Genomic DNA, 26,483 nt, shown 5'->3' with positions numbered 1-26,483 from the left:
CCCGGGCGTGAGGTCACCGCGGCACGGTCCCCGGCCCGGCCAGCACGACGAACCAGCCCTCCCGGGGGGTCCAGCTGACGTACCCGTGCTGGAAGTCGGTGCGCGTCCCGCCGGCCACCGGGTACTCCTGCGACGTCGGGTAACCCAGCGGCCCGTTCTCGTACTGCACCGAGGCGTAGGCCTGCAGCACCGGGCCCGTCAGCACGTGCGCGCCCGTCGCCGCCGTCCAGTACATGACCCCGCCCTGGTAGTTCTGGTAGACCCCGCCGTCGCGGATCGCGACCTCCTGGGTCGACGGGTACCCCAGTCGTCCCCGCTCCCACCCGGCGGCGCGGTACAGCCCCAGGAACGCGCCGGTGACGCTGTGCGCGCCCGTCGCCGCCGTCCAGTACGCCACGCCGTGCTCGTAGTTCTGGTGGACCCCGCGGCCCACACCGGCGATCTCCTGCGTCAACGGCAGCCCCAGGCGCCCGTACACGCCGCCCTGGTCGGCGTACAACCCGCGGAACGCCCCCGAGATCGAGTGCGGGCCGGCGCCGGCCGTCCGGGAACTCCAGTAGAGGTCACCGCCGTCGTAGGCCTGCTGGACCACGCCCCCGTTCGTCCAGACCTCCCCCGAGCGCGGGTAACCCAGGAACCCGTTCTCATGACCGTGGGAGCGCCACAGCCCGAGGAACGAACCGGACACGTCCCACGCCCCCGTCGCCGGGCTCTGGTACACCACCCCGCTGCGGAAGGTCGCGAACGACCCGCTCCTGGACGCCGTCGCCCGTTCGCACGCCGTCACCGGGCCCAGCGGGCCCTGCTCGCCGCCCAGTTGCGCGTAGCGCGCGGCCACCGTCCCGCGCAGGCAGTCCTGTGCACCGGCGGCCGCGCCCGCGGTGGTCAGCCCCACCGCGGCGGCCGCCGCCACCACCCCCGAGGCGATCCGACGGAACCGCACCTGTCGACTCGTTCCCACGACCCCTCCTGAACACACGTCGCGCCCGGCAGATCCCCCCTGGACCCGGGCGGGGCACACCCTACGACCAGTTCCCCGCCCCCCGAGGGTTCATCGGGAAAACTCGTGAGATAAAACGTTGCAGCGCAGGGATTCCGGCTCGGGTGACCGTCAGGTCGGGGAAACCGGGGATATTCGGGTGCGCCGCCGCGCCGCGCTCCGGTAACGTTCCCGCCGCGCGATCCGGGGGGACCGCGCACCGCGCGACGGGGGGTCGCGCGGCACGACCGGGGGGAACACCGATGACCATCCGCAGATCAACGCTGCCCGCGCGAGCCACCGACGACCGCACCGGGAGTTCGGCAGCACGACCGGGTTCGACCACCACCAGGCGCGGGTTGCTGCGCTGGGGCGCGCTGGCCGGGACCGGCACCCTGCTCACGGCCTGCGCCGGTGGCGGCCAGGCGCCGGGGACCGGGGCGCCGCCCGAACGCCCGGAGGTGATCGACGACCCCGACCAGGCCCTGGAACTGCTGCGCGAGGGCAACGCCCGCTTCGTCACCGCCCACGAGCAGCACACCACCGGCACCCTGCAGCGGCGCGTGCACGTCGCCGCCGCGCAGCACCCCTTCGCCATCGTGCTCTCCTGCGCCGATTCGCGGGTCCCGCCCGAGCTCGTCTTCGACCGGGGCCTGGGTGACCTGTTCGTGGTGCGCACGGCCGGTCAGGTCCTCGCCCCTCCGGTCCTCGGCAGCATCCAGTACGGCGTCGAGCACCTGCACGTGCCGCTCGTCGTGGTGCTCGGGCACGAGAACTGCGGGGCGGTCGGCGCGACCCTCGACGCGGTCCAGCACCACAGCCCCGCCTCCGGCACCGCCGTCGACTCCCTGGTCGAGGCCATCCGGCCCGCCGTGGAACGCGCGCGGGCCAGCACCGGCGGCACCGACGGCACCGGCGGCACCGACCTCCTGGCCCGGGCCGTGCGCGCCAACGTCGCCGCCGAGGTGAGCGCGCTCGCCGCCGACCCGCTGCTCGCCGCGGCCGTGGACGACGGGCACCTGCGCATCGTCGGCGCCACCTACGACCTGGACGACGGGAACGTCACGTTCACCTCCGCGCTCGCGCCGGGCCGGGCCGCCTGACCCGACCGTGCGAACCCCCGGCCGGGACGGTCGGGCACCACGTGGTGGCGCCGCGGCCGCACCTGCGCACGCCTGCACCAGCCGCGTCGACCTCGCACCCCGCGGCGACCGGGGGCGGTGACCGGAAGCGGTGACCGGGGGCGCGTCCTCCGGTCACCGCACCTCACGCCGCCGGCGGGGGCCGCCGGTGGGTCAGGCCCCGGCGCGGGGGCCGTCCAGCACGTCCCGCCAGGAGTGCTGCGGGGCGTAGCCGAGCAGGTCGCGGGCCTTGTCGATGCTGTACAGGGTCTCGTGCCCGTCCGGTTCCCGGCGCACCTCGACCCCGTCGTAGAAGGTGTCGACGACCTCCCGGGTGGTCACGGCCACGGACGTGTCGGCGTTGGCGACGTTGAACACCTGGAAACCGAGGCCGTCGGTCTGCAGGGCGCGCAGCGTCATCTGCCCCAGGTCGCGGACGTCGATGTAGCCGAACAGGTTCCGCCGGCGCAGCGACGGGTCGGCCAGGAAGGGCGGGAACATCTCGGCGTACTCGTGGGGCTCGATGACGTTGTTGATCCGCAGGCCGTAGACGTCGGCGCCGGTGCGGGCCTGGAAGGATCGCGAGAGCACCTCCCCGGCGACCTTCGACATGGCGTAGGAGTCCTCCGGCACGACCGGGTGCTCCTCGTCGACGGGCACGTACAGCGGTTTCCGCTCGCCGCGGGCGAAGCACACCCCGTAGGTCGTCTCGGAGGAGGCGAACACGACCTTGCGCACGCCCAGCCGGGTCGCGGCCTCCAGGACGTTGTAGTGGGCCACGACGTTGGCCTGGAAGGTCGCGGCGTCGGGGACGAGCAGGATCCGCGGGACCGCGGCGAAGTGGACGACGGCGTCGTACTCCGACCCGCCGCCGGCGGCGGGTCGTGGCTCGTCGAGGTCGGCCATGGTGGGCATGCCCGCCAGGGCCGAGTAGACCTGGCCCGCGTCGGTCAGGTCGACCCGCAGGTCGGTGACGTCGGGGTGGCCCAGCGGGGTCAGGTCGGCGTTGGTGACCTGGTGCCCCTGGGAGGCCAGGTACGGCGCGACGTGGTGGCCGGCCTTGCCGCTGCCGCCGGTGAAGAAGATGCGCATCCGAGCAGCGAACCACCTCCGGGTGCTCCCGGCGCGACGAGCCGCCCGGACCGGTCCCCGCAGGAGCCGGCCCCCGCGCCGGCGCGGGGGCCGGCCCGCCGTCACGACGGTCGCCGGCCGACCAGGTCCCGGGCCCCCACCCCGACCCCGGTCCCGGCGGCGACGTCGGCGACGACCTCGGCGAGGCGGTCCAGCAACGTCCGCACGTCGTCCTCCTCGATCGCCGGCGGCGGCCGGATCGTCAGGACGTTCCCGTGCCGGCCGGTGCGGCTGATGAGGACCCCGGCCCGCCGCACGCCCTCGACCACGGCGCGGGCGCTCTCGCCGTCGGGTCCTCCGGTGGCGGGGTCGACGAAGTCGACGCCTTGGAACAGGCCCTGGCCGCGGACGGCGCCGATGCCGGGGCTGGTCGCGGCGACGGCGTGCAGGCCCGCGCGCAGCACCGGGGCGAGCTCGGCGGCCCGCTCGCGCAGCCGCTCGGCCCGCATCACCTCCAGCACGGCCCGGCCCGCGGTCGCGGCGTCCGTCGCCGACCCCGCCGCCCGCACCCTGGAGGACCAGGGCCGGCTGAGCCTGCGCGTGCCCACCACCCGCACCACCACCCGCACCACCGCCCTGCTGACGCCCTCCCGGTGCCACCACCGGCACGACACCCCCCGAGCGCGGGGAGCTGTACTGGACGCCGCAGGACCTGCGCGAGCAGGTGGAGCACTGCTACGACCTCGGGATCGGGGCGAAGTTCCACGCCACCGGCGACGCCTCCGCCCGCGCCGTCCTGGACGCCGTGGCAGCCGTGCGGGCCGCACGCGGCCCCGGCCCGATCTTCCCTGTCGCGCACGCCGAGTGGATCCACCCCGACGACCTGCCCCGCTTCGCGGCCCTCGACGTCGTCGCCGACGCCTCGCCGTACATCTGGTACCCCGGGGTGATCCCCGACGCGATCGCCGCCGAGGTGCCCGCCGAACTGGTGGAGACCATGTGGCCGCTGCGGGCGTTCGTCGACGACGGCGCCGTCGTGGCGGCCGGGTCGGACTGGCCCTGCGCCCTGCCCACCCCCGACCCCTGGACCGGGCTGGAGACCCTGGTGACCCGCCGCAACCCCGACCCGACCGTGCCGGGCGCGCTGAACCCCACCCAGGCGCTGGAACTCACCGACGCCCTCACCGCGTTCACGTCCGGGGCGGCCGCCACCGGCCTGGCCGACGTCGCCGGACGGCTGGTCCCGGGCCTGTCGGCCGACCTGATCGTGCTGGACCGCAACCTGTTCGAGGTCCCCGCCGAGCAGATCCACGACACCACCGTGCTGCAGACCTGGTTCCGCGGGGAGCTGGTGCACGAGGCGGGAACGGCTCCCGTCCCGGCGCCGCCGGGGCACCGCGAGGTCGTGGACGCGTCGGTGTCCTGACCCGTCCGGGGCCCCGCGGGTTCCAGGTCGTGGGTTCCGGGTTTCGAGTTCCAGGTTTCGAGTGCCGTGTTTCGAGTGCCGAGAGCAGGAGGTGGTCCGTGCCGGACCTGGGGTTGGGTGGTTCACGGGTCCTGGTGGTCGGCGGGGCCTCCGGGGTCGGGCTCGCCTTCGCGCGGGCCTTCGCGCGGGCCTTCGCGCGGGAAGGCCCACGGGTCGGCGGCCTGGACCACCTCGTGGTGTCCGCCGGGGTGGACGGGGAGTTCGGCGGCGGCGTCGACGAGGTCACCCGCGCGGGATTCCGCGACGTGCTGGAGGTCAACGTCGCCGCCGCGGGGACCGGGACCCGGGTGAACAGCGTCTGCCCCTCGATCACCGACACCCCGATGGCCCGCCGCGGGCTGGGCGTGGACGACTTCTCCGCCGCGCCGTACCCGGTGAACACCGCCGACGACGTCGCCCGGGCGGTGCTGTTCCTCAGCTCACCCCGGTCCCGGGCCGTCAACGACGTCTCGCTGCTGAGCGACTCCGGGTACAGCAGCCGGTCGACCTCCCCCGCGTGACCCCCGAGGGGTGCCCGGGGCAGCCGAACCGGGAACGCGCCCCGCGGGCGGGTCACTGCTCGACGGCGGGGTCGACCCCCAGGTCGAACTCGTTGCCCTCCGGGTCGGTCAACGTCACCCAGCACCACCCGAAACCCTCCCGCTCGGCCACCAGCCCCGCACCCAGCACGACGACCCGCTCCACCTCGGCGCGCCACGTGGTCCGGTCGTCGTGCACCAGGTCCAGGTGCAGGCGGTTCGCGGGCGCGCCCACCGCCGGCCCGGGCAGGAACATCAGCGCCAGCCGCCCCTCCTCGCGCCGGGCCACCCCGATCCCCGCGTACCCCGGACCCGCACCGTCGTCGACGGGACGGCCCAGCACCTGCGACCAGAACCGGGCCTGCCCCGGCACGTCGCGGCACGAGACGACGAGCTGGGCGACCGCGCAGCTCACGCGGCCCCCACCGGCCAGCACACCTCGGTGCGCAGCGCCCGCGGGTCGGTCGTGTCGGCCCCGCTGACCAGGTAGTGCTCCCGGACGGGCCCGGACCCGCCCACGCCCAGCCCGAGCACGTGCCGGCCCAGGCGGCCGTAGGTCAGGTCCAGCTCCGAGCACGGTCCCTCGTGGACGGCGCTCGCGTACGTGCCGCCGGGCAGGTCCCGCAGCACCACCGCGTCGGGCCCCGCACCGCCGGCCGGGGCACCGGCGGGCAGCGGGGCCGGCGCGACCGGCAGGAACGCGGTCACCGTGCCGCCGTCCCCGCTGAACCAGGACGCGTCGTACGCGGCGCCGTAGGGGCCGCGCGGGTGCAGCCCCAGGGTGCGCGCGGCGTCACCCAGCCGCGGGTACACGACGGCGCACCAGTCGGCGAGGTCGGCGGGGCCGACCTCGCTGCTGCTGACCAGGCAGCGCTGGGCCGGCAGCACGGTGCGGGTGACGACCGGTTCGGCCCGCCCCAGCAGCGCGCTCAAGGAGGCGACCGCGGCCGCCGTCCCCAGCAGCTCGGCCCGCAGGGCGTCCAGGTGCTCCAGCAGGTGCTGCTCCCGCTCGGCCCCGGTGGCGGCCAGGGTGGCCTGGACCTGCGCCAGCGGCATCCGCGCGGCCCGCAACCGCCGCACCAGGTGGGCCCGGTCCACCTGGTCGGGGCCGTACCAGCGGTACCCCGTGACCGGGTCGGTGCGGGCCGGTTCCAGCAGGCCGAGCTGGTGGTAGTGGTGCAGCGCCTTGGTCGTCAGGTGGGTGAGGCGGGAGAACTCCCCCACCAGCATCAGCTCGTTCACGCGCCCACCCTGGACCCTCCTGCGGCAGGAGGGTCAACCCCCGCCCGGACCGGCGGTCCACCGGCGATCCACGGGTGGTCCACCGGCGATCCGCCGGGTCCCGAGGGGTCGTGCCAGGTCCTGCCAGGGTCAGGCCGGGTGCGCCCCGCGGCCCCCGCCGACGGGCACGATGAGGGCCGGAACCCGATCACCCGGAAGGACCGGCATGACGTCCGCCGCCGCCCGCACCGCGGGCACCACCGGTCCCCCCGACCCGGCGTCGCCGTGGGCCCCGCTGCGCAACAAGGCCTTCCGCGTCCTGTGGATCGCCTCGGCCGTCAGCAACGTCGGCGCCTGGATGCAGACCGTGGGCGCGCAGTGGTACCTGCTCGACGCCCACGCCGCCCCCACCCTCGTGGCCCTCGTGCAGAGCGCCACGAGCCTGCCGGTGTTCCTGCTCACCCTGCCCGCCGGGGTGCTCGCGGAGTTCCTCGACCGGCGGCGCGTGCTGCTGGCCGTGCAGTGCTTCCAGGTGCTGCTGACCGCGCTGCTGTGCTTGCTCACGTTCAGCGGTCACCTCACCCCCACCGCGCTGCTGCTCACGACGTTCCTGCTCGGGTGCGGCTCGGCCGTGCAACTGCCCGCCTACCAGGCCCTCGTCCCTACCCTCGTGGCCCCGGCGCAGATCGGCGCCGCGGCCTCGCTGAGCTCGATCGGGGTGAACCTGGCCCGGGCCGTGGGCCCGGCCGTCGCCGGCCTCCTCGTCGGCAGCCTCGGCGTGGGCGGGCTGTTCGCCCTCAACGGCCTCACCTTCGCCGTCTTCGTCGTCGCCCTGCTCAGCGTGCCCGCACCGACCGCCGCGCCCCCCGGCCCCCACCCGCGGTTCGTGCAGGGCCTGCAGGCCGGCGGGCGGTACGTGCGCCACAGCCCCTTCGTGCGCCGGGCGCTGCTGCGGCTGGTCCTGTTCGTGGTCCCGGCCAACGTGCTGTGGGCGCTGCTGCCCCTGCTGGCCCAGCAGCGGCTGGGTCTGGGCTCAGCCGGGTACGGGCTGCTGCTGGCCGCCGCCGGCGTCGGGGCCGTGGCCGGGGCGCTGCTGATGCCGCGCCTGGCGCGGGCGCTGGACCCCACCGCCCGCCTGGCCTGGTCCGGCGCCGTCTTCGGTGCCGGGATGCTCGTGCTGGGCACCGGGCGCTCGCTGCCCCTGGCGCTGGGGACCCTCCTGCCGGTGGGGGTGGCCTGGATCGTGGTGATCGCCGGCCTGAACTCCGCGGTGCAGGCCTCGCTGCCGCCGTGGGTGCGGGCCCGGGCCCTGTCGATCTACCAGGTGGTCCTGTTCAGCGCCACGGCGGCCAGCGCGGCGCTGTGGGGTGTCGTGGCGCAGCGGACCGGGCTGCCGCAGGCCTTCGGCGCGGCCGGGGTGCTGCTGCTGGCCGGGACCCTCAGCGCGCGCTGGTGGCGCCTGCACGAGCACCCGGCCGGGGCGCGGGAGGTCGTGGACTACTGGCCCGCCCTCGACGTGGCGGCACCCGGGCCCGCGGACGGGGAGGACGAGCACACCGGACCGGTCCTCGTGCAGATCCGCTACGAGGTGGCGCCCGGGCAGCTGGCGCGGTTCCTGTCCGCCGCCGGGCCGGTGGAGCACTCCCGGCGGCGCACCGGCGCCCTGTCCTGGGAGCTGTACCGCTGCCTCGACGAGCCCGGCGTCCTGGTCGAGCAGTTCACCGTGGCCGACTGGGACGACCACCTCGCCCAGCACCGCGAACGCCTCACCCGCACCGACCAGCAGGACCAGGAAAGGCTGCGGGCCGCGGCCACCCGCGTCGGCGACGCGCGGCACCTCGTCCGCGTCCCCCGACCCTGACCCGCCGGCCCTGACCCGCCGACGGCGGCCGGTTCAGGCGCGGGCCGGGCCGGTCGCGGCGGAACGGGCAGCTGCGGCGCGCTCCACGGTCACGACGGCGGCGGTGACCGCGACCGCCGCCACGACCAGCGGCTGCGGCGCGAAGGCGGCGGCACCGGCGAGGAGCCCGAACAGCACGACCAGGACGTCGCCCGTGCGGTCCAGGTCGTGCCGCAGCACCAGGCCCCACGTCGCGAGCAGGAACAGCGCCACCGGCACCGTCACCGTCGCCGCCGAGGCCACCGCCCCCAGACCGCCGTGCCCGGTCTCGTGGTCCAGCAGGACCTCGATCCCGGCGGAGAAGGCCCCGGCGGCGGCGAAGACGACGTAGTGCACGTAGCCGTAGACCAGCCCCGCGCGGCGGCTGCCCAGCCGCTGGTGGTGCTGACCGGCGAAGTACACCCACCACAGGCCGGCGGCCAGCACCAGCGCGCAACCGGCGAAGACGAGCAGCTCCCCCAGGTGCTCGCTCTCGCGCAGGGCGTCGATGAGGGCGTTGGCCGAGGCCAGGAGCGACTCGCCGAGCAGGATGAGGGCGAACAGGCCGTACCGCTCGGCGACGTGGTGCGGGTGCCACGGCGTGGGACGGGCGCGCTCGGCCCACACCGGCACCGCCAGCTCGGCCAGGGCCAGCACGACGAAGGTGAGCGTGCCGCCCTGTCCGGGCAGCGCCAGCCGGGCCAGCCAGGCCACCTGCACCACGGCGATGCCCACCGCGTAGCGGTGCGTGGTCGCGCGCAGGGAGGCGTCGGCCCGCGAGGCCCGCAACCACTGCAGCACCAGGGCCAGCCGCATCACGACGTACCCGGCGGTCACCACCGTCAGGTCCCCGGCCGCGAACGCGTCGTGGACACCGGCGGCCACCACCAGGACGCCGGCCATCTGCACCAGGGTGAGGACGCGGTACAGCCAGTCGTCGGTGTCGAACGCGGACGCGAACCAGGTGAAGTTCATCCACGCCCACCACACGGCGAAGAAGACCGTGGCGTACGCGACCAGCCCGTGGGTGACGTGCCCGGCGCCGAGGTCGTGGTGCAGCTCGACCGCGGCCGAGGACACCGCGACGACGAAGACGAGGTCGAAGAACAGCTCCAGGGGACTGGCCGCGCGGTGCGGCTCCCGCCGGTCGCGCGGGTGCATGGGCCGCAGGCCTGCGCGCGGTGCGCGCCCGCCGGGTCCGCCCGTCGGCGCCTGCGCCGGGGATCCGGTGCTCATCGTCCTCCTCCGTCGCTCCTGCCGCGGGCCCGCACGGCCACGGTCCACCCCGCGCTGCGGGGCCGCCGCAGTCTGGCAGGGCACGGGCCGCCCGCGGCGGGCGCCGACGCCGACCCGGCGGCCCCCCACCCGGGGCGGCCGCAGGGCGCGGAGGGCCTCCCCGGGGAGCGGACGTGAACCGCCGCAACGGATCACGACTCCTCCCCGGCGGCCGGCGCACGTCGGCCCACCCGCGGACCCGGACCGTCCCTGGTCTTCCCAGGGTCACCCTCGCGCCGGTCACCGCCCCCGCGGCGCAGTGCCGACCGGCCCGGACGGGGTGAGCGGCGCACCCTCCGGCGCCGGCGACGTGGCACCATGTCACCCCGGTGGCGGCGGGGCTCGGCACGTCCGCTGCCCGCGACGGCGCGTCCCCCGCCCTGCGAGGCGGAGGGACGAGGGACCAGTGGAGCTGATCGGCCGCACCGGGCTGTGGCGGACCCTGACGGAGCTGACCCGGCGCCCCGGCGGGCGCGCCGTCCTCCTGACCGGCAACGCCGGGGTCGGCAAGACGGCCCTGCTCGACGCCCTCGCCGACCACGCCCGCGCCCGGGGCGACCGGGTGCTGCGGACCGCGGGCAACCGCTCGGGACGCATGTCGTCCCTGACCAACCTGCGCGAGCTCCTGCGGGAACTGCCCACCCCCCACCTGGCGGACCTGCCGGACCGGCAGGCCGCGGTCCTGCGCCACGTCCTCGACGACCCGGCCACCCCGCAGACCCCGGCCACCCCGCAGACCCCGGACACCCCCGGCGGACCACCGCCGGCGCTGCTGCGGCTGGCGGTGCGCTCAGCCCTCGAAGCCGCCTCCGGCGGCGCCCCCCTGCTCCTGGCCCTCGACGACGTCGACCGCCTCGACGAGAGCACCTACGACGTCCTGCTGCCGGTGCTGAGCAGCCCACCGGACGGTCCGGTCACCGTCGTCGCCACCTGCCGGGAGGAACTGGTCCCCCGCGAACTCGGCCCGGTCACCGAACAGGTCCGGGTCGGACCGCTGGACCACGCGGCCGCGGTCGAGCTCCTGGAGACCAGCGGGCACCACCTCGGCGGCCGGGTCCGCGACGCGGTCCTGCGGGCCGGGGCGGGCAACCCGCTGGCCCTGCGGGAACTGGCCCGCAGCGCCGCCGCGGGCGCGGCCGTGGAACCGGTCGCGCTCAGCGGGGCGCTGCCCGTGCCGCAGGTGCTGGCCGACGTCTTCGCCCGCGACCTCGAGGGCCTCACCGACGACACCCGCCACCTGCTGCTGCTGGCCGCCTGCGGGGAGAGCGACGTGCAGGTCCTGCTGCGCGCAGCCGGGCAGCCGGGGACGGCCGCGTGGGAACCGGCCGAACAACGCCGCCTCGTCAGCATCGACGGCGGCCGGGTGGTCTTCCGCCACCCCCTGGTGGAGTCCCACGCCTACTTCAGCGCCCCCGCCGCGCAACGGGCCCGGGCGCACCGGGCGCTCGCCGCGGCCCTGGGCGACCGGCCCGAGCAGGCCGCCTGGCAGCTGGCCGCCGCGGCCACCGCCCCCGACGACGACCTCGCCGGGCACCTGGCCGACGTCGCCCTGGCCCAGCGCGGCAGCGGCCGGCCACTGCCCGCGGCGGTGCTGTTCGAACGGGCCGCCGACCTGTCGACGACCCCCGCGGGACGGGTCCACCGGCTGCTGGACGCGACGGTGACGGCCGCCGGCCTGGGGCGCCTGGCCTGGGTGCGCGACCTGCTGGCCCGCGTCCAGGACACCGGGGGCGAGCACCGCGACCTGCGGGCCCCCCACATGGCGGCCTGGCTGGAGACCATGCGGGGCAACCCCCGCGCCACGCTCGAAGCGCTCCTGCAGGAGCTGCACCAGCTGGCGGCAGACCCCCCGGAGGGCGAGCCCGCCGGCGCGGACACCGCAGCGGACACCGCAGCGGACACCGCAGCGGACACCGCAGCGGTCAGCTCGGCGATCGCCACGGTCGGGTTGTCGGCGACCTACCTCGGCGACCCCACCTCCCAGCGGGCCACCGCCGACCTGCTGCCCCGTGCAGCCGCCCGGTGGGGACCGGCGCTGCAGGACAGCACGTCCTTCCTGTTCGCCCGCACCGTCAGCGACCCCGACGAGCAGGTGCGCGCAGCCGTCCTGGCGGCGGCGTTCGAGCACGGCCGGCACGGCGGCCGCGGGGACGCCGCCGCCCAGCTCGGGGCAGCCGCCTCGCTGCTGGACGAGCAGCCCCTGGCCGCCGACCTCCTGACCCCCCCGGTGCGGGCGGTCCTCAGCGGACAGGCCCCCACGATCTACCTCAGCGCCCCCAACGCCCTGGTGTGGGCGCTGATCGACCTCGGACGCTGGGACGAGGCGTCGAACGTGGCGGTGGCGAACCTCGAAGCCACCCGGGTCAACGACATCCCCGGGCTGCGCGCCATCGCCCACGCCCAGCTCGCCGTGCTGGAACTGCTGCGCGGGCACCGCCGCGGCGCGGCCGCCACGACCGAGCAGCTGCGCGGCGAAGTGCCCCTGGTCCCGCTGGCCCACCTGCGGCTGCGGTGGGCACAGGCCCTGGCCGCGGCCGCCGACGACGAGCACGAGGACGCCTTCGCGCTGCTGGACGCCGCCCTGACCCCCCACCCGGGCACCGGCCCCGGAGGGGACGTCGTCCCGCAACCGCACGGGCTGCTGGTCCTGCCCGACCTGGCCGCCGCGGCGCGCCGCACCGGGCGCACCGACCGGGCGCGCGAACTCCTCGAACAGGTCCGCGCCCCCCGGCGCGGACGCTGGCGCACCGCCCGCCAGCGGCTGCGCCTGGCCGCGGCCGAAGCCCTGCTCACCCCCGACGCCGAGGAAGCCGCGACCCGGCTCGGGCAGCGGGCGTCGTCCCCGCAGGCCGGCACCTGGCCCGTGGAACAGGCGGTGCTGCTGCTGGAGCTGGCCGAGCTGCAGCACGGCGCGCACCTGCCCGGCGCGCAGGAGACCGCCGCCGCCGCCCTCGACGCGTTCACCCGGGTCGGCGCCGCCGGCTGGGGCGGACGGGCGCGCCGGCTGCTGCGCGCCACCGGGATCCAGGTGCGGCCCGCCACCGACGACGTGCTGGCGGCCCTGACCCCGCAGCAGGAGCAGATCGCCCGCCTGGCCGCCGCGGGCCTGTCCAACCGAGACATCGGCGAACGGCTGTACCTGTCCCCCCGCACGGTCGGGTCCCACCTGTACCGGGCGTTCCCGAAGCTCGGCATCAGCAACCGCGGCCAGCTGGCCGCGCTCCTGGAAGGCGCCACCGGCGGGCCGTGAGCCTCAGGCCCGCGGCCGCAGGTGCTCGGCCAGCTGCGCCCGGCGCTGCACCCCCAGCGCCCGGAACACGTGGACGAGGTGGGTCTGCACGGTGCGCGAGGAGATCCGCAGGCGCTCGCCGATCTGGGGGTTCGTCAGGCCCGCGGCCGCCAGCTCGGCCACCGCGCGCTGGCGCGAGGTGAGCCGGGAAGCGCCCGCTCCCCCCTCCACGGCGTCGTCCGCGGCGTCGTCCGCGGGGCCGGTGGCGGCCAGCTCCTGACGGGCGCGGTGGGCCCAGGCGCGGGCCCCCAGGGACTCGAAGGTGTCCAGGGCCGCCCGCAGCGGGACCCGCGCCCGGGCCCGCCGCTGGTGGCGGCGCAGCCACTCCCCCTGCTCCAGCAGGGTCTGCGCGCGGGCCAGCGGCCACCGCTCGCTGCCCGGGGCCAGGGCGAGGTCGTGGAACTCCCCCGCGTCCTCGACCAGCAGCGCGCGGGCCCGGTGCAGGACGAACCGGCGGCGGGCCGACGGCACGTCGGGACGGGCCCGCACGCGCTCCAGCAGGGCGTGGGCGCGGTCCGGTTCCCCGGCGGCCAGGTGCGCGGCGACGGCGTCGGCGGTGGCCAGACCGGAGACCATCGGGTGCAGCGGCTCGCCGTCGGGGCGCCACAGCTGCGCGAGGAACCGCGCCGCGAGCCGGTGCTCACCGGCTGCGGCGGCGGCCAGCCCGCGGGCCAGCAGCAGCCGCGCCAGGTGCAGGCCGGACGCGGCGGGCGACAGCAGCCGCGCGGCGGTCAGCACGTGCTCCTCGGCGCCGTCCTCGGCGCGCAGCAGCGCCAGGACGGCCCGGGACGTCAGGCTGCTCAGCCGGGGCCCGCCCGGAGCCTCCCGCAGGGACCGCGCGGTCCAGGTGGCGGCCTCGTCCCAGCGGCCGGTGTCGACCAGCGCCAGGACCAGCAGCTCGGGGATCGCGCGCCCCTCGCCGGACACCGCCCGCGGAGCCCGGTGCAGCGCCTCGGTGAACAGCCGGACGGCGCGCTCGCTCTCGTCGCTGACCAGGGCCAGCCCGCCCAGGGCGGCCGCCTCGGAGACCGGCGCGGAGCGCAGGGCGGCCAGCACGTCGGACTCCCCCGCCAGCGCGGAGGCGATCGCCCCCGCCCCGCCGACCGGGTCCAGCAGGTGCCGGCCCCAGGTGCGGACCGCCGCGTGGGCAGCGGGGAACGTGGCGGAGAGCGTGGCGGAGAGCGGTGCCGTGGTGGCGTCGGCGTCGGCGTCGAGGAGGTGCCGGGCTCGGCGCAGCACCGACGGGTCCCCGCTGACCCAGGCCTGCCCTGCCACCTCGACCAGCGCGTCGAGGTCCCCGGCCGAGGGCACCCCCTCGGCGCTGAGCTGACTGGCCGCCGCCGCGGCCGACAGGCGCTCGGACCAGCGCGGGTCCCCGGCGGCCCGGGCGTGCCGCGCGGCCTCGGCCAGGTGGTGGGAGCGTCGCCGCCCGCCGTCGACACCGTCGACACCGGCGGCGACCGCCAGGACGTGGGCCGCGGCCCCCGGTGCCCCGGCGACCGCGAGCCGCCGCGCGGTACCGGCCAGCTCCCCGGCCAGCTCGGCCGCCCGGGCCGGGTCGGCGGGACCGCCGGCGCGGGCGGCGTGCCAGGCGCGCGCGGGGTGGCCGGCGGGCAGGGCGTCGGCCAGGGCCCGGTGGGCGGTGACGCGCTGGTGCAACGTGGAGTCCTCCAGCACCGCCAGCGCGCTGACGGGGTGGACGAAGGCGGACCCGTCGCGGTGCACGATTCCCGCCCGCGACGCCGGCCCCCACACGGCGTCCGGCCGGGACCGGCCGGCCAGGCGGGTCACCGCCCGCTGCTGGGTCTCCCCGGCCAGGGCCAGCAGGACCAGCGCCCGCCGGGTGTCGCCCGGCAGCTCCCGCAGGCCCGCGGTGAAAGCGTCCCGCAGGCGCACGGTGCTGCGGGGGTGGGTGATGCGCGTCCCCCGCCCGGGCTCCGGCCCCTGCCACGAACCACCCGCGTCGTCCAGCGCGTTGCGACGGGCCAGTTCCACGAGCACGAGCGGGTTGCCCGCGGCGAACCGCAGCAGCGGGGACCGGACGCCGGGGTCGGTGCCGACCCCCAGACCGTCGAGCAGCTCCCCGGCCGCCCGGCGGGACAGAGCGGGCAGCGGCACGGGCGTCCACGCGGCGGCGACCGCCGTCGCCGGGCCCGCCGCGGCCAGCACCGGCACCCCGGTCGCGGCGCTCGCCGCGGCCAGGTGCTCCACGACGGCGCGGGAATCGGGGTCGGCGTGGTCGAGGTCGTCGACGGCGAGGACGGTGGGCACCGCCCGGCCCAGCCGCGTCACGACGTCGACGACGTCACCGGCCGCGGTGGCCGGGACGGGCAGGTCGTGCACCCGGTCCACCAGCAGGTCCAGGGCGCGGTGCAGGGCGGTGGCGGACCGGGTGGCGGGGTGGGCGCGGGCGGTGCTGCGCAGCCTGCTCACGAGCTGGACGACGAGGGCCAGCGGCACCGCGGCGTCGGGGCGCAGGGCGACCACCGGCACGACGAGGCCGCCCCGGTCCCGGTGCGGCTGCACCGCGGCGTGCAGCACCGCGGTGCGGCCGCTGCCCCGCGGCCCCAGGACCAGCGGGTCGCCGCCCCCGGCGAGGGTCGAGGCGAGCCGGGCCAGTTCCCCGTCGCGGCCCCGCAGGGGGCGGGGACCGGGGACGACGGGGTCGGGAGGAGTCGGCACCACCGGCCCTGCCACGTGCACCTCGCCCCTCACCCGCTGAGGGACCGATTATGGCACCGCGGGGGCGAGGCCGGTCGCCGTGACCGCCACGACCGTTGCGGCGCAGGGCTTCCGGCGGGCTCAGCCCTGGGGCACGAGTTCGTCCCGGGACAGGCTCCTGCGGTGCACGACGTCCAGCGCCCGTTCGGCCTCGGCGTCGGCGGGCGTGAAGACGATGAGGGCGTACCCGGGCCGGTCGGGCAGGCTCAGCTCCTGCCAGCGCATCGTCACGACTCCGGCCCCGTCGACGGCCACGGGGACCGCGCCCCGGCGGGCGGCGTCGACCTCGTGGGTGCTCCACCACCGGCGGAAGTCCTCGTCGCGGACCGAGAGGGTGCCGACGATCTCCTGCAGGCGGGTGTCGCGGACGTCGGCGGTCAACCGCAGGGAGGCCACCACGGACCGGGCGTGGGCCGGCCAGCCGGGCATGCTGCTCTTGACGAGGGGGTCGAAGGTGTTCAGGACGATGTTGCGGCCCGGGCGGAACCACCCCTGCACCATCGAACGGGCCAGCCGGTTGCTGGCGACGACGTCCTTCGTGGAGTCCACGAGGATCGCCGGGGCCCCGCGGACCGCCGCGACGACCGACTCCAGGTCCTCCCCGGGGCACGCGCGCGGTCGCGGGACGAGGGCCTGCCGCCGGAACGGGTGCACGAGGCCGTAGAGGTACTCCGCGCCGGCCGCGTCCAGCCGCAGGGCCCGGCTCAGAGCGGCCAGGACCTGCCCGGAGGGCTGGTGGTCGTGCCCCTGCTCCAGTCGCAGGTAGTACTCGGAGCTGATGTCCGCCAGGCGCGCGACCTCCTCCCGCCGCAGCCCGGGAACCCTGCGCCCGGGTTCACGGCGCAGCCCGACGTCCTCCGGTTGCAGGGCGTCGCGCCTGGCGCGCAGGAACTTCCCCAGGTCGCTGTCGTGGTTGCCCACCTGTCACCTCCGCCTCGTGGAGCTCCATGCTGCCGCGCCCGGGGGCGGATCGGCGTCCGCCAGATGACTGCACTCCCCGGGCCGGTGGGCTCGGTCCCCGCGTGCAGCTGCCGGTCCCGGCGAGGGTGGGCTTCTGGTTGTGGCCAGGTTTTTCGCAACGCCAAGTATGTGTGCGGAATTAGCTCCGGTAACTGAACTTCCTCTATTGATGGTGCAGTGAACGCCGCTGCCGGTGGCGGTCAGGCGAGGCCCGCGGGGCACCGGACGGCCGTCCCCGTCCCCGCTCCGGCCACCGCGAACTCCTGGAGCGGCAGGTGCAGGACGCCGGTCACGAGCCGGCGGACCACCCCTCGTCGGAGGCCCGCACGTCGAGGGACCGATCGCGCACGACGGCCGGTGCACGCCCGCTCCCCGCTGCACGCCGCGAGGCTGGGGAGGCGGCGAAGGGGCAGCCAGACCTCCCGAGGGTCAGGCTGGTGAGACCGTGCGGACGCCGGCGTCCGGCAGGATCGCCTCACCGGTCCTGCGGGTCGCCGACGGGGCCGCGCGGAGACGTCCGGAGGGGAACGTCTCCCCGCGGAGCCCGACCCGCCGCCGATCCACCACCCACGACGACCGGCTCAAACCGTTCGGGAACCGGAGCCCACCGGCGAGCACCACGACCCGCCCTTCGTGCCCTCCTCCCCCACCACCCTGCTCGGGCACGTCGCGGCCCTGACCGGACACATCGTCCTGTCCACCGCCACCGCGGTGATCACCACCGTGGCGCCGTTCGTGTGGCACGGTTCCATCCGCAGCCCCGAGATCGCCGAGCAGGCCGCCTACTACGGCGACGGTTTCTTCCACAACAACATCTTCTGGCCCATCACCCACACCCAGCAGATGGTCCAGCGGTACCGCGAACGCTTCGAGCACTACGGCCACGGCCCGGCCGACACCGCGATCGTCGGCCTCGGGGGCAGTTCTTCGCCCGGGAACGGTCCCAGGACGCGGTGCGGGAGTTCCGGCCCTCCTTCGACGTCGCCCCCGTCCACGGCCACGGCCCCTCCCTGGAGGAGTTCACCGCGACCACGCCGCAGCGCTCGCACCCCAGGGCCAGGCCTGAGCCGCGCCCGGGTCGTCCCCGGGGTTTCAGCGCGCGGTGTTCCGCACGGCGTGGCGCAGCAGGACCGCACCGCTGGCGAACCGCCTCTCCTGCAGCAGGTCCAGGTCGAGGCGGACCCCGCGCGGCAGCGCCGGCTTGCCCCCGCCGACCACCGCGGGGTGCACCACCAGGACGCACTCGTCGACCAGTCCGTGCCGGAACGCCTCGGCCCCCAGCGTGGCGCCGCCGACGCTCAGGTCGGCGGTGGACGTCTCCTTGAACCGGCGCACCGCGTCGGGGTCGAAGGTGCGTGCGAGCGTGGTCCGCGCCGTCGACACCTCCGTCAGCGTCGTGGAGTGGACGACCTTGTCAGCGGCCCGCCAGATCCGCGCGTAGTCGCGGACGACGGCGGGTTCGCCCCGCAGCCAGTCGTCGTCCTCCCACACGCGCATCGTCTCGTACATCCGGCGGCCGTACAGGGACGTGCCGATGCGCTGCTCGTGCTCGTTCCAGAAGGTGTGCACCTCCTCGTCGGGCACCGACCAGTCGAAGGCCCCGGACTCGTCCTCCAGGTAGCCGTCGAGGGAGGTGTTCGCTGCGTAGACGAGCCTGCCCACGGTTCCTCCTGGGGTGCGGGGTCCCAGCTTGCGGCGTCGAGGCGGTGCGGGGCAAGGGGTCAGGCCCGCCGGGCCCGCGCCAGCACCCAGCGCACGGCGTCGAGCACGGCGGCCGGTTCCTCCCGCGGGACGAGGTGCCCGCTGCCGGTGGCGACGCTGAGGCGGGTGCGGGACGACAGGCCCAGCAGCCGCCGTTGCCCGTCCTGCCAGACCTCCTCCAGGCGCCGCCCGGTGGCGGCGTCGATCCCGGCGGCGGCGTAGTCCTGGGCGCGGCCGCGGGCGACGACCGCGACGGGCAGGTCGCCGAGGAACTGCCCGCGCACCCGGTCCTCGGTGGTGGCCACGGCCGCCGCCTCCAGTTCCCGGGCGCGGAAGTAGGCGCCGGTCGCGGTGACGTCGAGGAACTCCGCCCGCGCGTCGGGGGGAACGGCGGCGCCCAGCAGGGTCGGGGCCAGCGTCCGCAGCACGCCCGTCCGGGCGAGCAGGGTGAGTTCCCGCCAGGACGGCTGGGCGGCCGGGCCGGCGGCGCGCAGCAGGTCCGCCGTGCGGCGGGCGTCGTCCTCGGGCCGGGCGTCGACCAGGACCAGGCCGGCGACCTCGCCGGGGTGGTCCAGGGCGAACTCCCGCACGAACAAGCCGCCCATCGAGTGCCCGACGAGGACGTACGGCGGCTCGCAGCCGCTGCGGCGCAACGCGGCCCGCAGTTCACGGACGACGTTGGCGCCGGTGCGCGGCAGGGTGGAGGGGCCGCTGCGCCCGTACCCGGCGCGGTCGACGGCCACGACGGCGGCGGGGAGGTCCCAGTGCCGCAGGACGCGGGCGAAGGACGCGCTGGTCTCCCCGCTGCCGGCCTCCAGCACAACGGTCGGGCCGCCGCCGCTGCCCGGGGCGGCCCCGCGGCGCACCAGGTGCAGCACGGCGCTGCCGACGTCGACGGTGGTGCTCCCGGCGGGGGCGGGTGGGCGTCCGCTCCAGCGGGCCAGCTGCTCGCCGCCCGCGCCCCCCGCCGCGGCGCCCGCCAGCAGGACCGGGGCCACCAGGGCCAGTCGCAGCGCGGTCCGCCGTCGCGCGCTCACGACCGCCGCCCGGCCGCGGTCGCGAGCGCCGGCTCCGGGGCGGCCTTGGGCCACACGGTGTAGGAGATCGCCCAGACCAGCTCGACCGCGCACACCACGCCGAGCAGCGGGAGGAAGCGGTCGAGGGCGGCGGTGCGGGTGGGGTCGCCGACCCAGTGCTGCCCGGCGACCAGGAGCCCGGCGGCCAGCAGGGAGGAGAGCAGGGTGCGCAGCACGTCGCCCCAGCAGCGGCGCGCGTGGGCCCGGCCGTGCAGGCGGACGGGGGGCGGGCCCCCGGCGAAGCGGTGGGCGAAGCGGACGTCCGCCCAGGCCACCAGGCGGCGGCCGTAGGCGAGGGTGAAGCCGAGGTAGACCGCGGCCAGGCCGTGCGCGGGTGTCGCCTCGGCTCCGGCGCGCAGGTGCAGGGCGGTGGCGGTGAGCAGGAGCAGGTCGACGAGCGGCACGGCCGCCAGCAGGGTGGCGCCGGTGCGCGGGGCGCGCAGCGGGTAGCGGGCCAGCAGGCCGGCGACGACGAGCACCCAGAACGCGATCTCGCAGCCGACGATGAGCAGGAGCACGGGACCTCCGTGGTCGATGTGTGAACACGACTGTGTTCACAAAGAAGCTAGCACGGTCGTGCCAGATCCGGGGTAGGGTCCGGAGGTGCCCAAGCTCATCGACCACGCCGCCCGGGAGGTCGAGGTCGCCGAGGCCGCCTGGCGGGTCGCGGCCCGCGACGGGGTGCGCGGGGTGTCCGTGCGCAGCGTCGCCGCCGAAGCCGGCCTGGCCACCGCCTCCCTGCGCCGCGCCTTCCCCACCCAGGCCTCGCTGCTGGCCTACTGCCTGGACCTCGTGCGCCGCCGGGCCGCCGGGCGGCTGGCCGGCCTGCCCGAGGTCACCGACGTCGACTCCGCCTGCGCCGTCCTGGCCGAGCTGCTGCCGCTGGACGCCGGGCGCCGCCTGGAGGCCGAGGTCCAGATCGCCCTCGGTGTCGCCGCCCTGGCCGACGCCGACCTGCGCCCGGTCGCCGACGCCGCGCACGACGACGTCGCCCTGGTCTGCCGCCACGTCGTGCGGGCGCTGTCCGGCCACCGCGACGGCGCCACCGACGAGGAGGCCGGGGACCAGGTCGGGGAGGACCGCGTCGCCCACCTGCACGCGCTGCTCGACGGCCTCGCGCTGCACCTGGTGCGCAGCGCCTCCGGCGCGCCGGACGACCGGGCCCCGCGCCTGCTGCGCGAGCACCTGACCGGTCTCGCGGGCGGGCGGTCGCGCTGACCCCTTGACGACCGGCACCGGGCGGCGTGTACTTGTCGATGTCGTCAATTGCGGAGGTGCTCAAGTGCGCGACCCGCTCAGCACCACCTTCGCGGCCCTCGCCGACCCCACCCGCCGCGCCCTGCTGGCGCAGCTGGCCCGCGGCGAGGCCACCGTCAACGAGCTCGCCGCCCCGCACGAGCTCACCCTGCCCGCCGTCTCCCGGCACCTGGCGGTGCTGGAGCGGGCCGGCCTGGTCGCCAAGACGCGACAGGCCCAGTGGCGGCCGTGCCGCCTGGTCGCCGACCCGCTGCGCGAGGTCGACGCCTGGGTCGAGGAGTACCGCCGCTTCTTCACCGGCCGGTTCGACCGGCTCGCCGAGCAGCTGTCGAAGGAGACACCGTGACCGCACCCGCCAGACCCACCGGACCCGCCACCGGACCCGCCACCGGACCCGCCACCGGGCGCAGCGTCGAGCTCGTCCGCGACTACCCCGTCGAACCGGCGCGCGTCTTCGCCGCCTGGACCGACCCCGACCAGCTGGAGTGGTTCTCCGGACTGCCCGCGGCGCAGTCCGGACCGACCGTCGACCTGCGCCCGGGAGGCCTGTGGCGGGTCACCCTGCAGGAGGGGCCCGGCGGGCGGCGCTACCCGACCGGCGGGCTGTACCACGTCGTCGACCCGCCGCACCGCCTGGAGTTCAGCTGGGGCGCCCCCGGCGGCTGGCCCGACCTGGACCCGGCCGCCCCGGACACCGTCCCGCGGGTCGTCGTGACCTTCGAGCCGCTGCCACCGCCGGGACCGGGGACGCCGGGGACCCGGATGACGGCCACCCTGCTGCTGCCCGGGCACCTCGACGACGCGCAGGTCGCGCACTGGTTCGACCTCGGGATCCGCCGCGGCTGGACCGTCACCGTCGACCGGCTCCGCGCGCACCTGCTGACCCGGCGCGACCAGCCGCGGTGACGGGCCGTCGCCGCCGGAGCGGAGCACCGGCGACGCCGTGGCCGGGGCGCGACCTCCCCGGCCACGGCGAGCGCCGTCACCACCACCGGCGGCGCGGCCCCGGTCCAGCGGGGCGCGCGGCGCTCACACCGTCGACAGCCGCCGCAGCAGCGCACCGGCGAAGTCGCCGGGGACCTCCAGCGCCACCCGGGTCCCGCCGGGGTGGCTGCGCGGGAAGCCGTGGTAGCGGTCGCGCAGGTCCGCGATCGTCTGGCCGCGCCCGGGCCCGTCGGTGTGGTCGACGACGACCGGGACCGTCGGGGCCAGCGCCGGTTCCAGCTCCCCGGTCGCCACGGCCGCGGCCAGCGGGTCGTGCAGGACCGCGCAGGGCCGCCCGAACCGCTGCGCGTAGAAGGTGAAGTAGTGCTCCAGCATCCCGGCGATCGCCACCGCCCCGGGGGTCCCGGCGGCCAGCAGCGCCTGGCGGTGCGACTCCTCGAACACGTGCTGCATGGTGACGTCCAGGCCGATCATCGTCAGGTCGAACCCGGCGGTGAAGACCCGGTGGGCGGCGAGCGGATCGTTCGCGACGTTCGCCTCCGCGACCGCCGACACGTTCCCCGGGGCCTGCGCCGCCCCGCCCATCACCGTCACCCGCGCGACCAGCTCGGGCAGCCGCGGTTCCAGGTCCAGCGCCAGCGCGAGGTTCGTGAACGGCCCCACGGCCAGCAGGCGCAACCGCCCCGGGTGGGCCCGGGCGGCGTCCACGATCGCCTGCGCCCCGGAGGTCCCCGTCGGCTCGGCCGCCGCCCGCGGCAGCTGCACCTCACCGATCCCGTTGACGCCGTGGACCTCCGGCGCGCCACCGCTGTAGGGGTGGTCGAGGAAGTCGTGCGCGCCGACGCTGACCGGGACGTCCGGGCGCCCCAGCAGGGCCAGCAGGTCCAGCGTGTTGCGGGCGCCGCCGGCGGCGTCGAGGTTGCCGCTGACGGTGGACACGCCCACCAGGTCGACCTGCGGGGAGCCGACCAGCCACCCGATGGCCATGGCGTCGTCGATGCCGGTGTCGCAGTCCAGGAAGAGGGGGTCGCTCACGCCCGCAGTCTAGGTCGGCGCCCGCTCAGCGCCCCGGCCCCGCGGGGCCGTCCCAGCCCTCCTGCGGGGTGCGGCACGTCTCGCGGAACACGTACTGCGACACGTGCCGGCGCTGGGAGCTGGTCCAGTCGATGACCGGGCGGTGCGCCTGCTCGGGCACGTACCCCACCCGGTAGACGGCCATGAGCTCCAGGTCGTCGGGCACCGCGAGCAGCTCGACGATCTCGTCCCACGCACCGGGGACCTCCATGGGGAAGCTGATGAACTGCAGCCCCAGCCCCAGCTCGGTCGTGGTCAGCCAGACGTTCTCCATCGCCGCGCCCATCGAGAACAGCGAGTAGAACGCCGACAGCTCCCCCGGCCGGTACTCGGCGCGGTCCAGCATCACCCCCAGCAGCAGCGGCGACCCCGCGACGAGCTGCCGGTTCTGCTCCCCCAGGGTCGCCGGCACCCGCAGGACGTTCATCGCCGCCTGCCCCCAGCGGGTGAAGACGCTGCGGCTGAACGGGCGCAGCGGGGCGGGCAGCTTGTCGAAGAACATCCCGGTCCGGGTGCGCTCCATCTCCTGCTCGCTGAACCGGAAGTACCGCTTGTAGCGCTCGAAGAAGGTGCCGTTGCCCATCGCGGTGCGCATCGAGCGGCCGCTGACGGCCGCGACCGCCTCGATGGTCTCGCGCGACTCCACGAGCACGAAGCGCCACGGCTGGCTGTTCAGCTGCGAGGGGGCGCGGGCCGCGACCTCGACGAGGATCCGCTGGTGCTCGGCGCTGACCGGGTCCGGCAGGAACGGCCCGTTCGTGGTGCGGCGCGCGGCGATGGCCTCCCGCAGCTCCATCAGCGCACCCCGCCCGGTGCGCGGCCCGCCGCGCGCAGGCCCGCCAGGTAGGCCGGGGCCGCGGTGGCCGCCAGCACCGGGTGCCACGGCGAGCGCGCCGGGACCGCCGGGATCGCCAGCAGCGGCGCGGCGACCGGCAGCAGCCGCCAGAACGCCCCCGACCGCCGCCGGGCCAGGTCCAGGCCCGCGGCGGCGGTCAGGGTCGCGGTGGTCACGTACAGGCCGTGGTGCACCCACCGCACCCCGGAGGTGTCCAGGACGCGCGCGGCGACGGCCGCGCCGAGGGCGCAGTTCAGGAGGTAACCGCCCGCGGCGGCCACCAGCAGCGGAGAGCGTGCGGGCACGGGCGACAGTGGACCACGCCCGGTCCGGCGGTGCGTGCCGGGGCGCTCAGGCGGTCTCGCGGATCGCCAGCAGCACCTGACCGACGAGGTCGGCCGGCACGTCCGGCAGGCCGTGGTCGTGCCGGGCGTGCCCGGAGACCTGGGCCAGGATCCCGTCGCTGTCGGCGGCGGTGAAGACCTCCCGGCAGCCGGCGACGACGTCGCCGCAGGTGAACGTCTTCACGCTGGTCCTCCCCCGACGGTCCGCTGCTGCACACCGGGGTCCTCGGCGCCCGGCGGCGGCGACCTGAGGCCGGTGCGGGGATCGCACCCGGACGGCGCAACGCCCGCCCCCGGGGTCCGGGGACGGGCGTCGCGAGGTGGTGCGGGGTCGTGCGGGGTCGTGCGTCAGTGCTTGGGCGAGCCCCGGTGCTCGTCCTGGGGCTCGTCCTGGGGCTCGTCCTGGTGGTCGCCCCCGTCGGCCGGCTCCACCGGAGCGGGCCGGCGCAGGCTCAGGACGATCGCCAGCGTCAGCGAGACCACGATGACGCTGAGGCTGATCCAGGTGGGGATGTGCGGGATGGAGGGGCTGATGACCTCGTGCCCGGCCTGGAAGAACAGCTTCACGCCGATGAAGGCCAGGATGAAGGCCAGCGCCTTGCTGAGCAGGTGGAAGCGCTCGAGCAGACCCGACAGCAGGAAGAACAGCGCCCGCAGGCCCAGGATCGCGAAGGCGTTGGAGGAGTAGACGATGAACGGCTCGTCCGAGACGGCCAGCACGGCGGGCACGGAGTCGACGGCGAAGATCAGGTCGGCGGCCTCGATGGCGGCCACGACGGCCAGCAGCGGGGTGCCGTAGCGCTTGCCGGCTTCCTTGATGAAGAACTTCTGGCCGTGGTACTCGTCCTTCAGCGGGATGATCCTCTTGAGCATCCGGACGCCGATGTTGGTGCTCGGGTCCATCTCCTCGTCGTCGTCCTTGAGCATCTTCCAGGCCGACCACAGCAGGATCGCGCCGAAGATGAACAGGACGAAGGTGAAGCGCTCGACGACCGCGACACCGACGCCGAGGAAGATCCCGCGGAAGACGAGCGCGCCGAAGACGCCGAAGAACAGCACCCGGTGCTGGTACTCGCGGGGCACCTTGAAGTAGGCGAAGATCAGCGCGAAGACGAAGAGGTTGTCGACCGACAGGCTCTTCTCCAGCAACCAGGCCGTCGTGTACGCGGTGCCGGCCTCGACGCCGTAGGCCCAGAAGATGATGCCGCCGAAGACCAGCGCGATGACGACCCAGAGGATGCTCCAGGCCGCGGCTTCCTTGAACTTGATGACGTGGGCGCCGCGGTGGGCCAGCAGGTCGACCGCCAACATGACGACGATGACCGCGCCGAGCGCCACCCACGCCCACAGGGGGACGTTGAGGTCCAGGTCCACTGCGTGCTCCCGGGTTCGGAGGGACGAACGGGGCAGGTTGCTGCCCCGCTGTCCATGGTGACTGCCGGGAGAAGGAAACGCGAAGTCGAGAAGCCGACGAGTTCACCGGCGGTCATTGCGCAGTGTCGGCAATCAGGCAGGGTTCTCCGGCCAGCCGAGGGCGCGCGCGGCCAGCACGGCGGCCTGGATCCCGAAGCGGGCGTCGGGACGGGTGGGGTCCACCCCCGTGAGGTCGCGCACCCGGGCCAGGCGGTAGGTCACGGCGCGCACCGACAGGTGCAATCGTCGCGCCGCCTCGGTGGTGTTGCCTCCCGAGGCCAGGTAGGCCTCCAGGGTGTCCAGGAACGGGGCGGCGCCCCCGCGCCCCTCCCGCAGCGGACCGAGGGTCGTCTCGACGAGGTCGGCGGCCACGGCGCGGTCGCGCAGCAGGACCTCGAAGACCAGCAGGTCGGTCGCGTCGGCGACCGGGTCGCCGCCGAGCCGGTCGCCGAGCTCCAGGGCCCGGCGCGCCTGCTCGTAGGAGCCCACGACCCCCGCCGCGCCCGGGGCGGGGCGCCCGACCCCGGCGCGCCAGCCGGTGCGCCCGGGCGGGCCCAGGACGGCGCGCACCCGGTCCAGCACCTCGGTCACCGCGGCCCGGTCGGGGGCGGCGAAGACCACGACCAGCGCCCCGTCCTTGGTGGCGACCAGGGCGTCGGCGTCGGCCTGGGAGCCCTGCAGCCGTCGTTCGACGGCGGCCAGCGGGGCGGTGCCGTCGTTGAAGGCGGTCTCGGCGCGCACGACGCACACGGCGTGCGGGCCGGTGAGGTCCAGGCCGTGGCGGGGGGCCCGGCGCAGCAGGCCGGGCAGGTCGGCGGTGCCGGCGAGCAGGTCGTCGACGAACTCGCGGCGGTCGGACTCCTCGCGGCGCACCAGCTGGCGGCGGGCGATCTGGTAGCCCTCGGTGAGGGCGGCGACGGCGTCGTCGGTGGCCCGCAGCACCACCTCCCCGGCCGTGACGACCCCCTCGGGGTGCTCACCGGCCCGCGCGACCGGCGGCAGGTGCCGCCACAGCCGCCAGGCCGCCGACAGGTACAGGTCCAGCAGCGCCCGCAGCGCGACCCCGGCGGTGGCCGCGCCCTCGCCGACGACGCGGTACCGCGCGATCCGCGCCGCGCTGAGGCGGCGGCCGTCGACGACGGCGCGCCACACGGCTTCGAGGAAGTCCTCCAGCAGGCCGGGGTCCAGGCCGCCGGCGTCGGTGGAGGCGTCCCGGGCGACGGTCCGCAGCCGGTCGGCGTCGGGCCGGTCCACCGGCCCGGTCGGTCCGGCAGCGGGTCCGTCGGCGGGGCGGTGGGTGGACACCGGCGGATGATGC

Annotated in this window: 25 protein-coding genes and 1 pseudogene; 9 read left to right on the top strand and 17 right to left on the bottom strand. The window is 76.4% G+C overall.

Translation table 11 applies throughout. The features are described 5' to 3' along the window. Positions 1-13: 13 nt before the first annotated feature. Positions 14-943 carry a hypothetical protein gene (locus tag ACRYM6_RS01710; RefSeq protein WP_432540678.1) on the bottom strand — a complete coding sequence of 310 codons (930 nt, stop codon included), beginning with the start codon at positions 941-943 and terminating at the stop codon, positions 14-16. A 299-nt stretch (positions 944-1,242) separates the two neighbouring features. Between ACRYM6_RS01710 and ACRYM6_RS01705 the strand changes: the two genes are divergently transcribed. Beyond that, positions 1,243-2,082: a carbonic anhydrase gene (locus ACRYM6_RS01705; RefSeq protein WP_432540677.1), complete on the top strand. Its 840-nt coding sequence runs from the start codon at positions 1,243-1,245 to the stop codon at positions 2,080-2,082. 192 nt (positions 2,083-2,274) lie between these two features. On the opposite strand, the gene ACRYM6_RS01700 is transcribed toward ACRYM6_RS01705, so the two are convergent. Together ACRYM6_RS01700 and ACRYM6_RS01695 are read right to left on the bottom strand one after the other, a co-directional pair. After that, positions 2,275-3,192 carry an NAD-dependent epimerase/dehydratase family protein gene (locus tag ACRYM6_RS01700; protein WP_432540676.1) on the bottom strand — a complete coding sequence of 306 codons (918 nt, stop codon included), beginning with the start codon at positions 3,190-3,192 and terminating at the stop codon, positions 2,275-2,277. A 101-nt stretch (positions 3,193-3,293) separates the two neighbouring features. Beyond that, the gene (locus ACRYM6_RS01695; protein ID WP_432540674.1) at positions 3,294-3,779 is read right to left on the bottom strand and encodes an aminotransferase class III-fold pyridoxal phosphate-dependent enzyme; all 486 of its coding nucleotides are present in this window, start codon (positions 3,777-3,779) and stop codon (positions 3,294-3,296) included. A gap of 83 nt (positions 3,780-3,862) precedes the next feature. Between ACRYM6_RS01695 and ACRYM6_RS01690 the strand changes: the two genes are divergently transcribed. Next, positions 3,863-4,597, top strand: coding sequence for an amidohydrolase family protein (locus ACRYM6_RS01690; RefSeq protein WP_432540781.1), 735 nt, complete (start codon positions 3,863-3,865; stop codon positions 4,595-4,597). Between the two features lie 98 nt (positions 4,598-4,695). Beyond that, positions 4,696-5,157 (top strand): SDR family oxidoreductase, encoded by a 462-nt coding sequence (locus ACRYM6_RS01685; RefSeq protein ID WP_432540673.1) that lies wholly within the window; start codon positions 4,696-4,698, stop codon positions 5,155-5,157. A gap of 52 nt (positions 5,158-5,209) precedes the next feature. Here the strand turns inward: ACRYM6_RS01685 and ACRYM6_RS01680 are convergent, their stop codons facing one another. Then, entirely contained in the window at positions 5,210-5,590 is a 381-nt protein-coding gene (locus ACRYM6_RS01680; protein ID WP_432540672.1) for a VOC family protein, read from the bottom strand. Then, on the bottom strand, positions 5,587-6,417 hold the full coding sequence (locus tag ACRYM6_RS01675) for a MerR family transcriptional regulator (protein WP_432540671.1): 831 nt from the start codon (positions 6,415-6,417) through the stop codon (positions 5,587-5,589). Before ACRYM6_RS01675 ends, ACRYM6_RS01680 begins: the two co-directional genes overlap by 4 nt. A 205-nt stretch (positions 6,418-6,622) precedes the next feature. On the opposite strand from ACRYM6_RS01675, the gene ACRYM6_RS01670 reads away from it, so the two are divergent. Further along, positions 6,623-8,257: an MFS transporter gene (locus ACRYM6_RS01670; RefSeq protein WP_432540669.1), complete on the top strand. Its 1,635-nt coding sequence runs from the start codon at positions 6,623-6,625 to the stop codon at positions 8,255-8,257. A 33-nt stretch (positions 8,258-8,290) separates the two neighbouring features. Here ACRYM6_RS01670 and ACRYM6_RS01665 read toward each other — a convergent pair whose 3' ends face one another. Beyond that, a complete protein-coding gene (locus tag ACRYM6_RS01665; protein ID WP_432540668.1) occupies positions 8,291-9,511 on the bottom strand; it encodes a low temperature requirement protein A in 1,221 nt (406 codons plus the stop codon). A 445-nt stretch (positions 9,512-9,956) separates the two neighbouring features. On the opposite strand from ACRYM6_RS01665, the gene ACRYM6_RS01660 reads away from it, so the two are divergent. After that, entirely contained in the window at positions 9,957-12,800 is a 2,844-nt protein-coding gene (locus tag ACRYM6_RS01660) for a helix-turn-helix transcriptional regulator (RefSeq protein ID WP_432540666.1), read from the top strand. A 3-nt stretch (positions 12,801-12,803) separates the two neighbouring features. Here ACRYM6_RS01660 and ACRYM6_RS01655 read toward each other — a convergent pair whose 3' ends face one another. Further along, a complete protein-coding gene (locus ACRYM6_RS01655) occupies positions 12,804-15,521 on the bottom strand; it encodes a LuxR C-terminal-related transcriptional regulator (protein ID WP_432540665.1) in 2,718 nt (905 codons plus the stop codon). Between the two features lie 120 nt (positions 15,522-15,641). Continuing rightward, complete coding sequence (locus tag ACRYM6_RS01650; protein ID WP_432540663.1) at positions 15,642-16,481, bottom strand: helix-turn-helix domain-containing protein; 840 nt, start codon at positions 16,479-16,481, stop codon at positions 15,642-15,644. Between the two features lie 645 nt (positions 16,482-17,126). Between ACRYM6_RS01650 and ACRYM6_RS01645 the strand changes: the two are divergent. Continuing rightward, positions 17,127-17,557 (top strand): annotated as a pseudogene (locus ACRYM6_RS01645) (LLM class flavin-dependent oxidoreductase); the annotation flags it as partial. A gap of 55 nt (positions 17,558-17,612) precedes the next feature. On the opposite strand, the gene ACRYM6_RS01640 reads toward ACRYM6_RS01645, so the two are convergent. Genes ACRYM6_RS01640 through ACRYM6_RS01630 form a run of 3 tightly spaced genes read right to left on the bottom strand, consistent with a single transcriptional unit; the run spans position 17,613 to position 19,815 of the window. Then, entirely contained in the window at positions 17,613-18,182 is a 570-nt protein-coding gene (locus ACRYM6_RS01640) for a dihydrofolate reductase family protein (protein ID WP_432540661.1), read from the bottom strand. 59 nt (positions 18,183-18,241) lie between these two features. Then, complete coding sequence (locus ACRYM6_RS01635; protein WP_432540660.1) at positions 18,242-19,258, bottom strand: alpha/beta fold hydrolase; 1,017 nt, start codon at positions 19,256-19,258, stop codon at positions 18,242-18,244. Continuing rightward, positions 19,255-19,815 (bottom strand): hypothetical protein, encoded by a 561-nt coding sequence (locus tag ACRYM6_RS01630; RefSeq protein WP_432540658.1) that lies wholly within the window; start codon positions 19,813-19,815, stop codon positions 19,255-19,257. Before ACRYM6_RS01630 ends, ACRYM6_RS01635 begins: the two co-directional genes overlap by 4 nt. A gap of 85 nt (positions 19,816-19,900) precedes the next feature. Between ACRYM6_RS01630 and ACRYM6_RS01625 the strand changes: the two genes are divergently transcribed. The 3 genes from ACRYM6_RS01625 to ACRYM6_RS01615 all read left to right on the top strand — a co-directional run bounded on the left by ACRYM6_RS01625 (position 19,901) and on the right by ACRYM6_RS01615 (position 21,460). Next, complete coding sequence (locus ACRYM6_RS01625; RefSeq protein WP_432540656.1) at positions 19,901-20,515, top strand: TetR/AcrR family transcriptional regulator; 615 nt, start codon at positions 19,901-19,903, stop codon at positions 20,513-20,515. A 64-nt stretch (positions 20,516-20,579) separates the two neighbouring features. Continuing rightward, positions 20,580-20,900 (top strand): ArsR/SmtB family transcription factor, encoded by a 321-nt coding sequence (locus ACRYM6_RS01620; RefSeq protein ID WP_432540655.1) that lies wholly within the window; start codon positions 20,580-20,582, stop codon positions 20,898-20,900. Beyond that, positions 20,897-21,460, top strand: coding sequence for an SRPBCC family protein (locus ACRYM6_RS01615; protein WP_432540653.1), 564 nt, complete (start codon positions 20,897-20,899; stop codon positions 21,458-21,460). The genes ACRYM6_RS01620 and ACRYM6_RS01615 overlap by 4 nt, the downstream gene beginning before the upstream one ends. A gap of 123 nt (positions 21,461-21,583) precedes the next feature. Here ACRYM6_RS01615 and ACRYM6_RS01610 read toward each other — a convergent pair whose 3' ends face one another. From ACRYM6_RS01610 to ACRYM6_RS01585, 6 genes are all read right to left on the bottom strand, one after another. Then, positions 21,584-22,534, bottom strand: a complete 951-nt coding sequence (locus ACRYM6_RS01610) for a nucleoside hydrolase (RefSeq protein ID WP_432540652.1) — start codon at positions 22,532-22,534, stop codon at positions 21,584-21,586. Between the two features lie 25 nt (positions 22,535-22,559). Beyond that, the gene (locus ACRYM6_RS01605; RefSeq protein WP_432540650.1) at positions 22,560-23,369 is read right to left on the bottom strand and encodes a nitroreductase family protein; all 810 of its coding nucleotides are present in this window, start codon (positions 23,367-23,369) and stop codon (positions 22,560-22,562) included. After that, positions 23,369-23,713, bottom strand: coding sequence for a hypothetical protein (locus ACRYM6_RS01600; RefSeq protein WP_432540649.1), 345 nt, complete (start codon positions 23,711-23,713; stop codon positions 23,369-23,371). Before ACRYM6_RS01600 ends, ACRYM6_RS01605 begins: the two co-directional genes overlap by 1 nt. Positions 23,714-23,759: 46 nt before the next feature. Beyond that, entirely contained in the window at positions 23,760-23,936 is a 177-nt protein-coding gene (locus ACRYM6_RS01595; protein WP_432540647.1) for a DUF1059 domain-containing protein, read from the bottom strand. 164 nt (positions 23,937-24,100) lie between these two features. Next, positions 24,101-25,063: a TerC family protein gene (locus ACRYM6_RS01590; protein WP_432540779.1), complete on the bottom strand. Its 963-nt coding sequence runs from the start codon at positions 25,061-25,063 to the stop codon at positions 24,101-24,103. A 195-nt stretch (positions 25,064-25,258) separates the two neighbouring features. Beyond that, the gene (locus ACRYM6_RS01585; protein ID WP_432540645.1) at positions 25,259-26,470 is read right to left on the bottom strand and encodes a PucR family transcriptional regulator; all 1,212 of its coding nucleotides are present in this window, start codon (positions 26,468-26,470) and stop codon (positions 25,259-25,261) included. Positions 26,471-26,483 lie beyond the last annotated feature (13 nt).

The sequence above is a fragment of the Kineococcus rugosus genome (assembly GCF_050871975.1).
In the GTDB taxonomy this organism is placed as follows: Bacteria; Actinomycetota; Actinomycetes; order Actinomycetales; family Kineococcaceae; genus Kineococcus.
The sequence above is the reverse complement of the archived record's forward strand: the minus strand, read 5'-3'. Positions and strand labels throughout refer to the sequence as shown.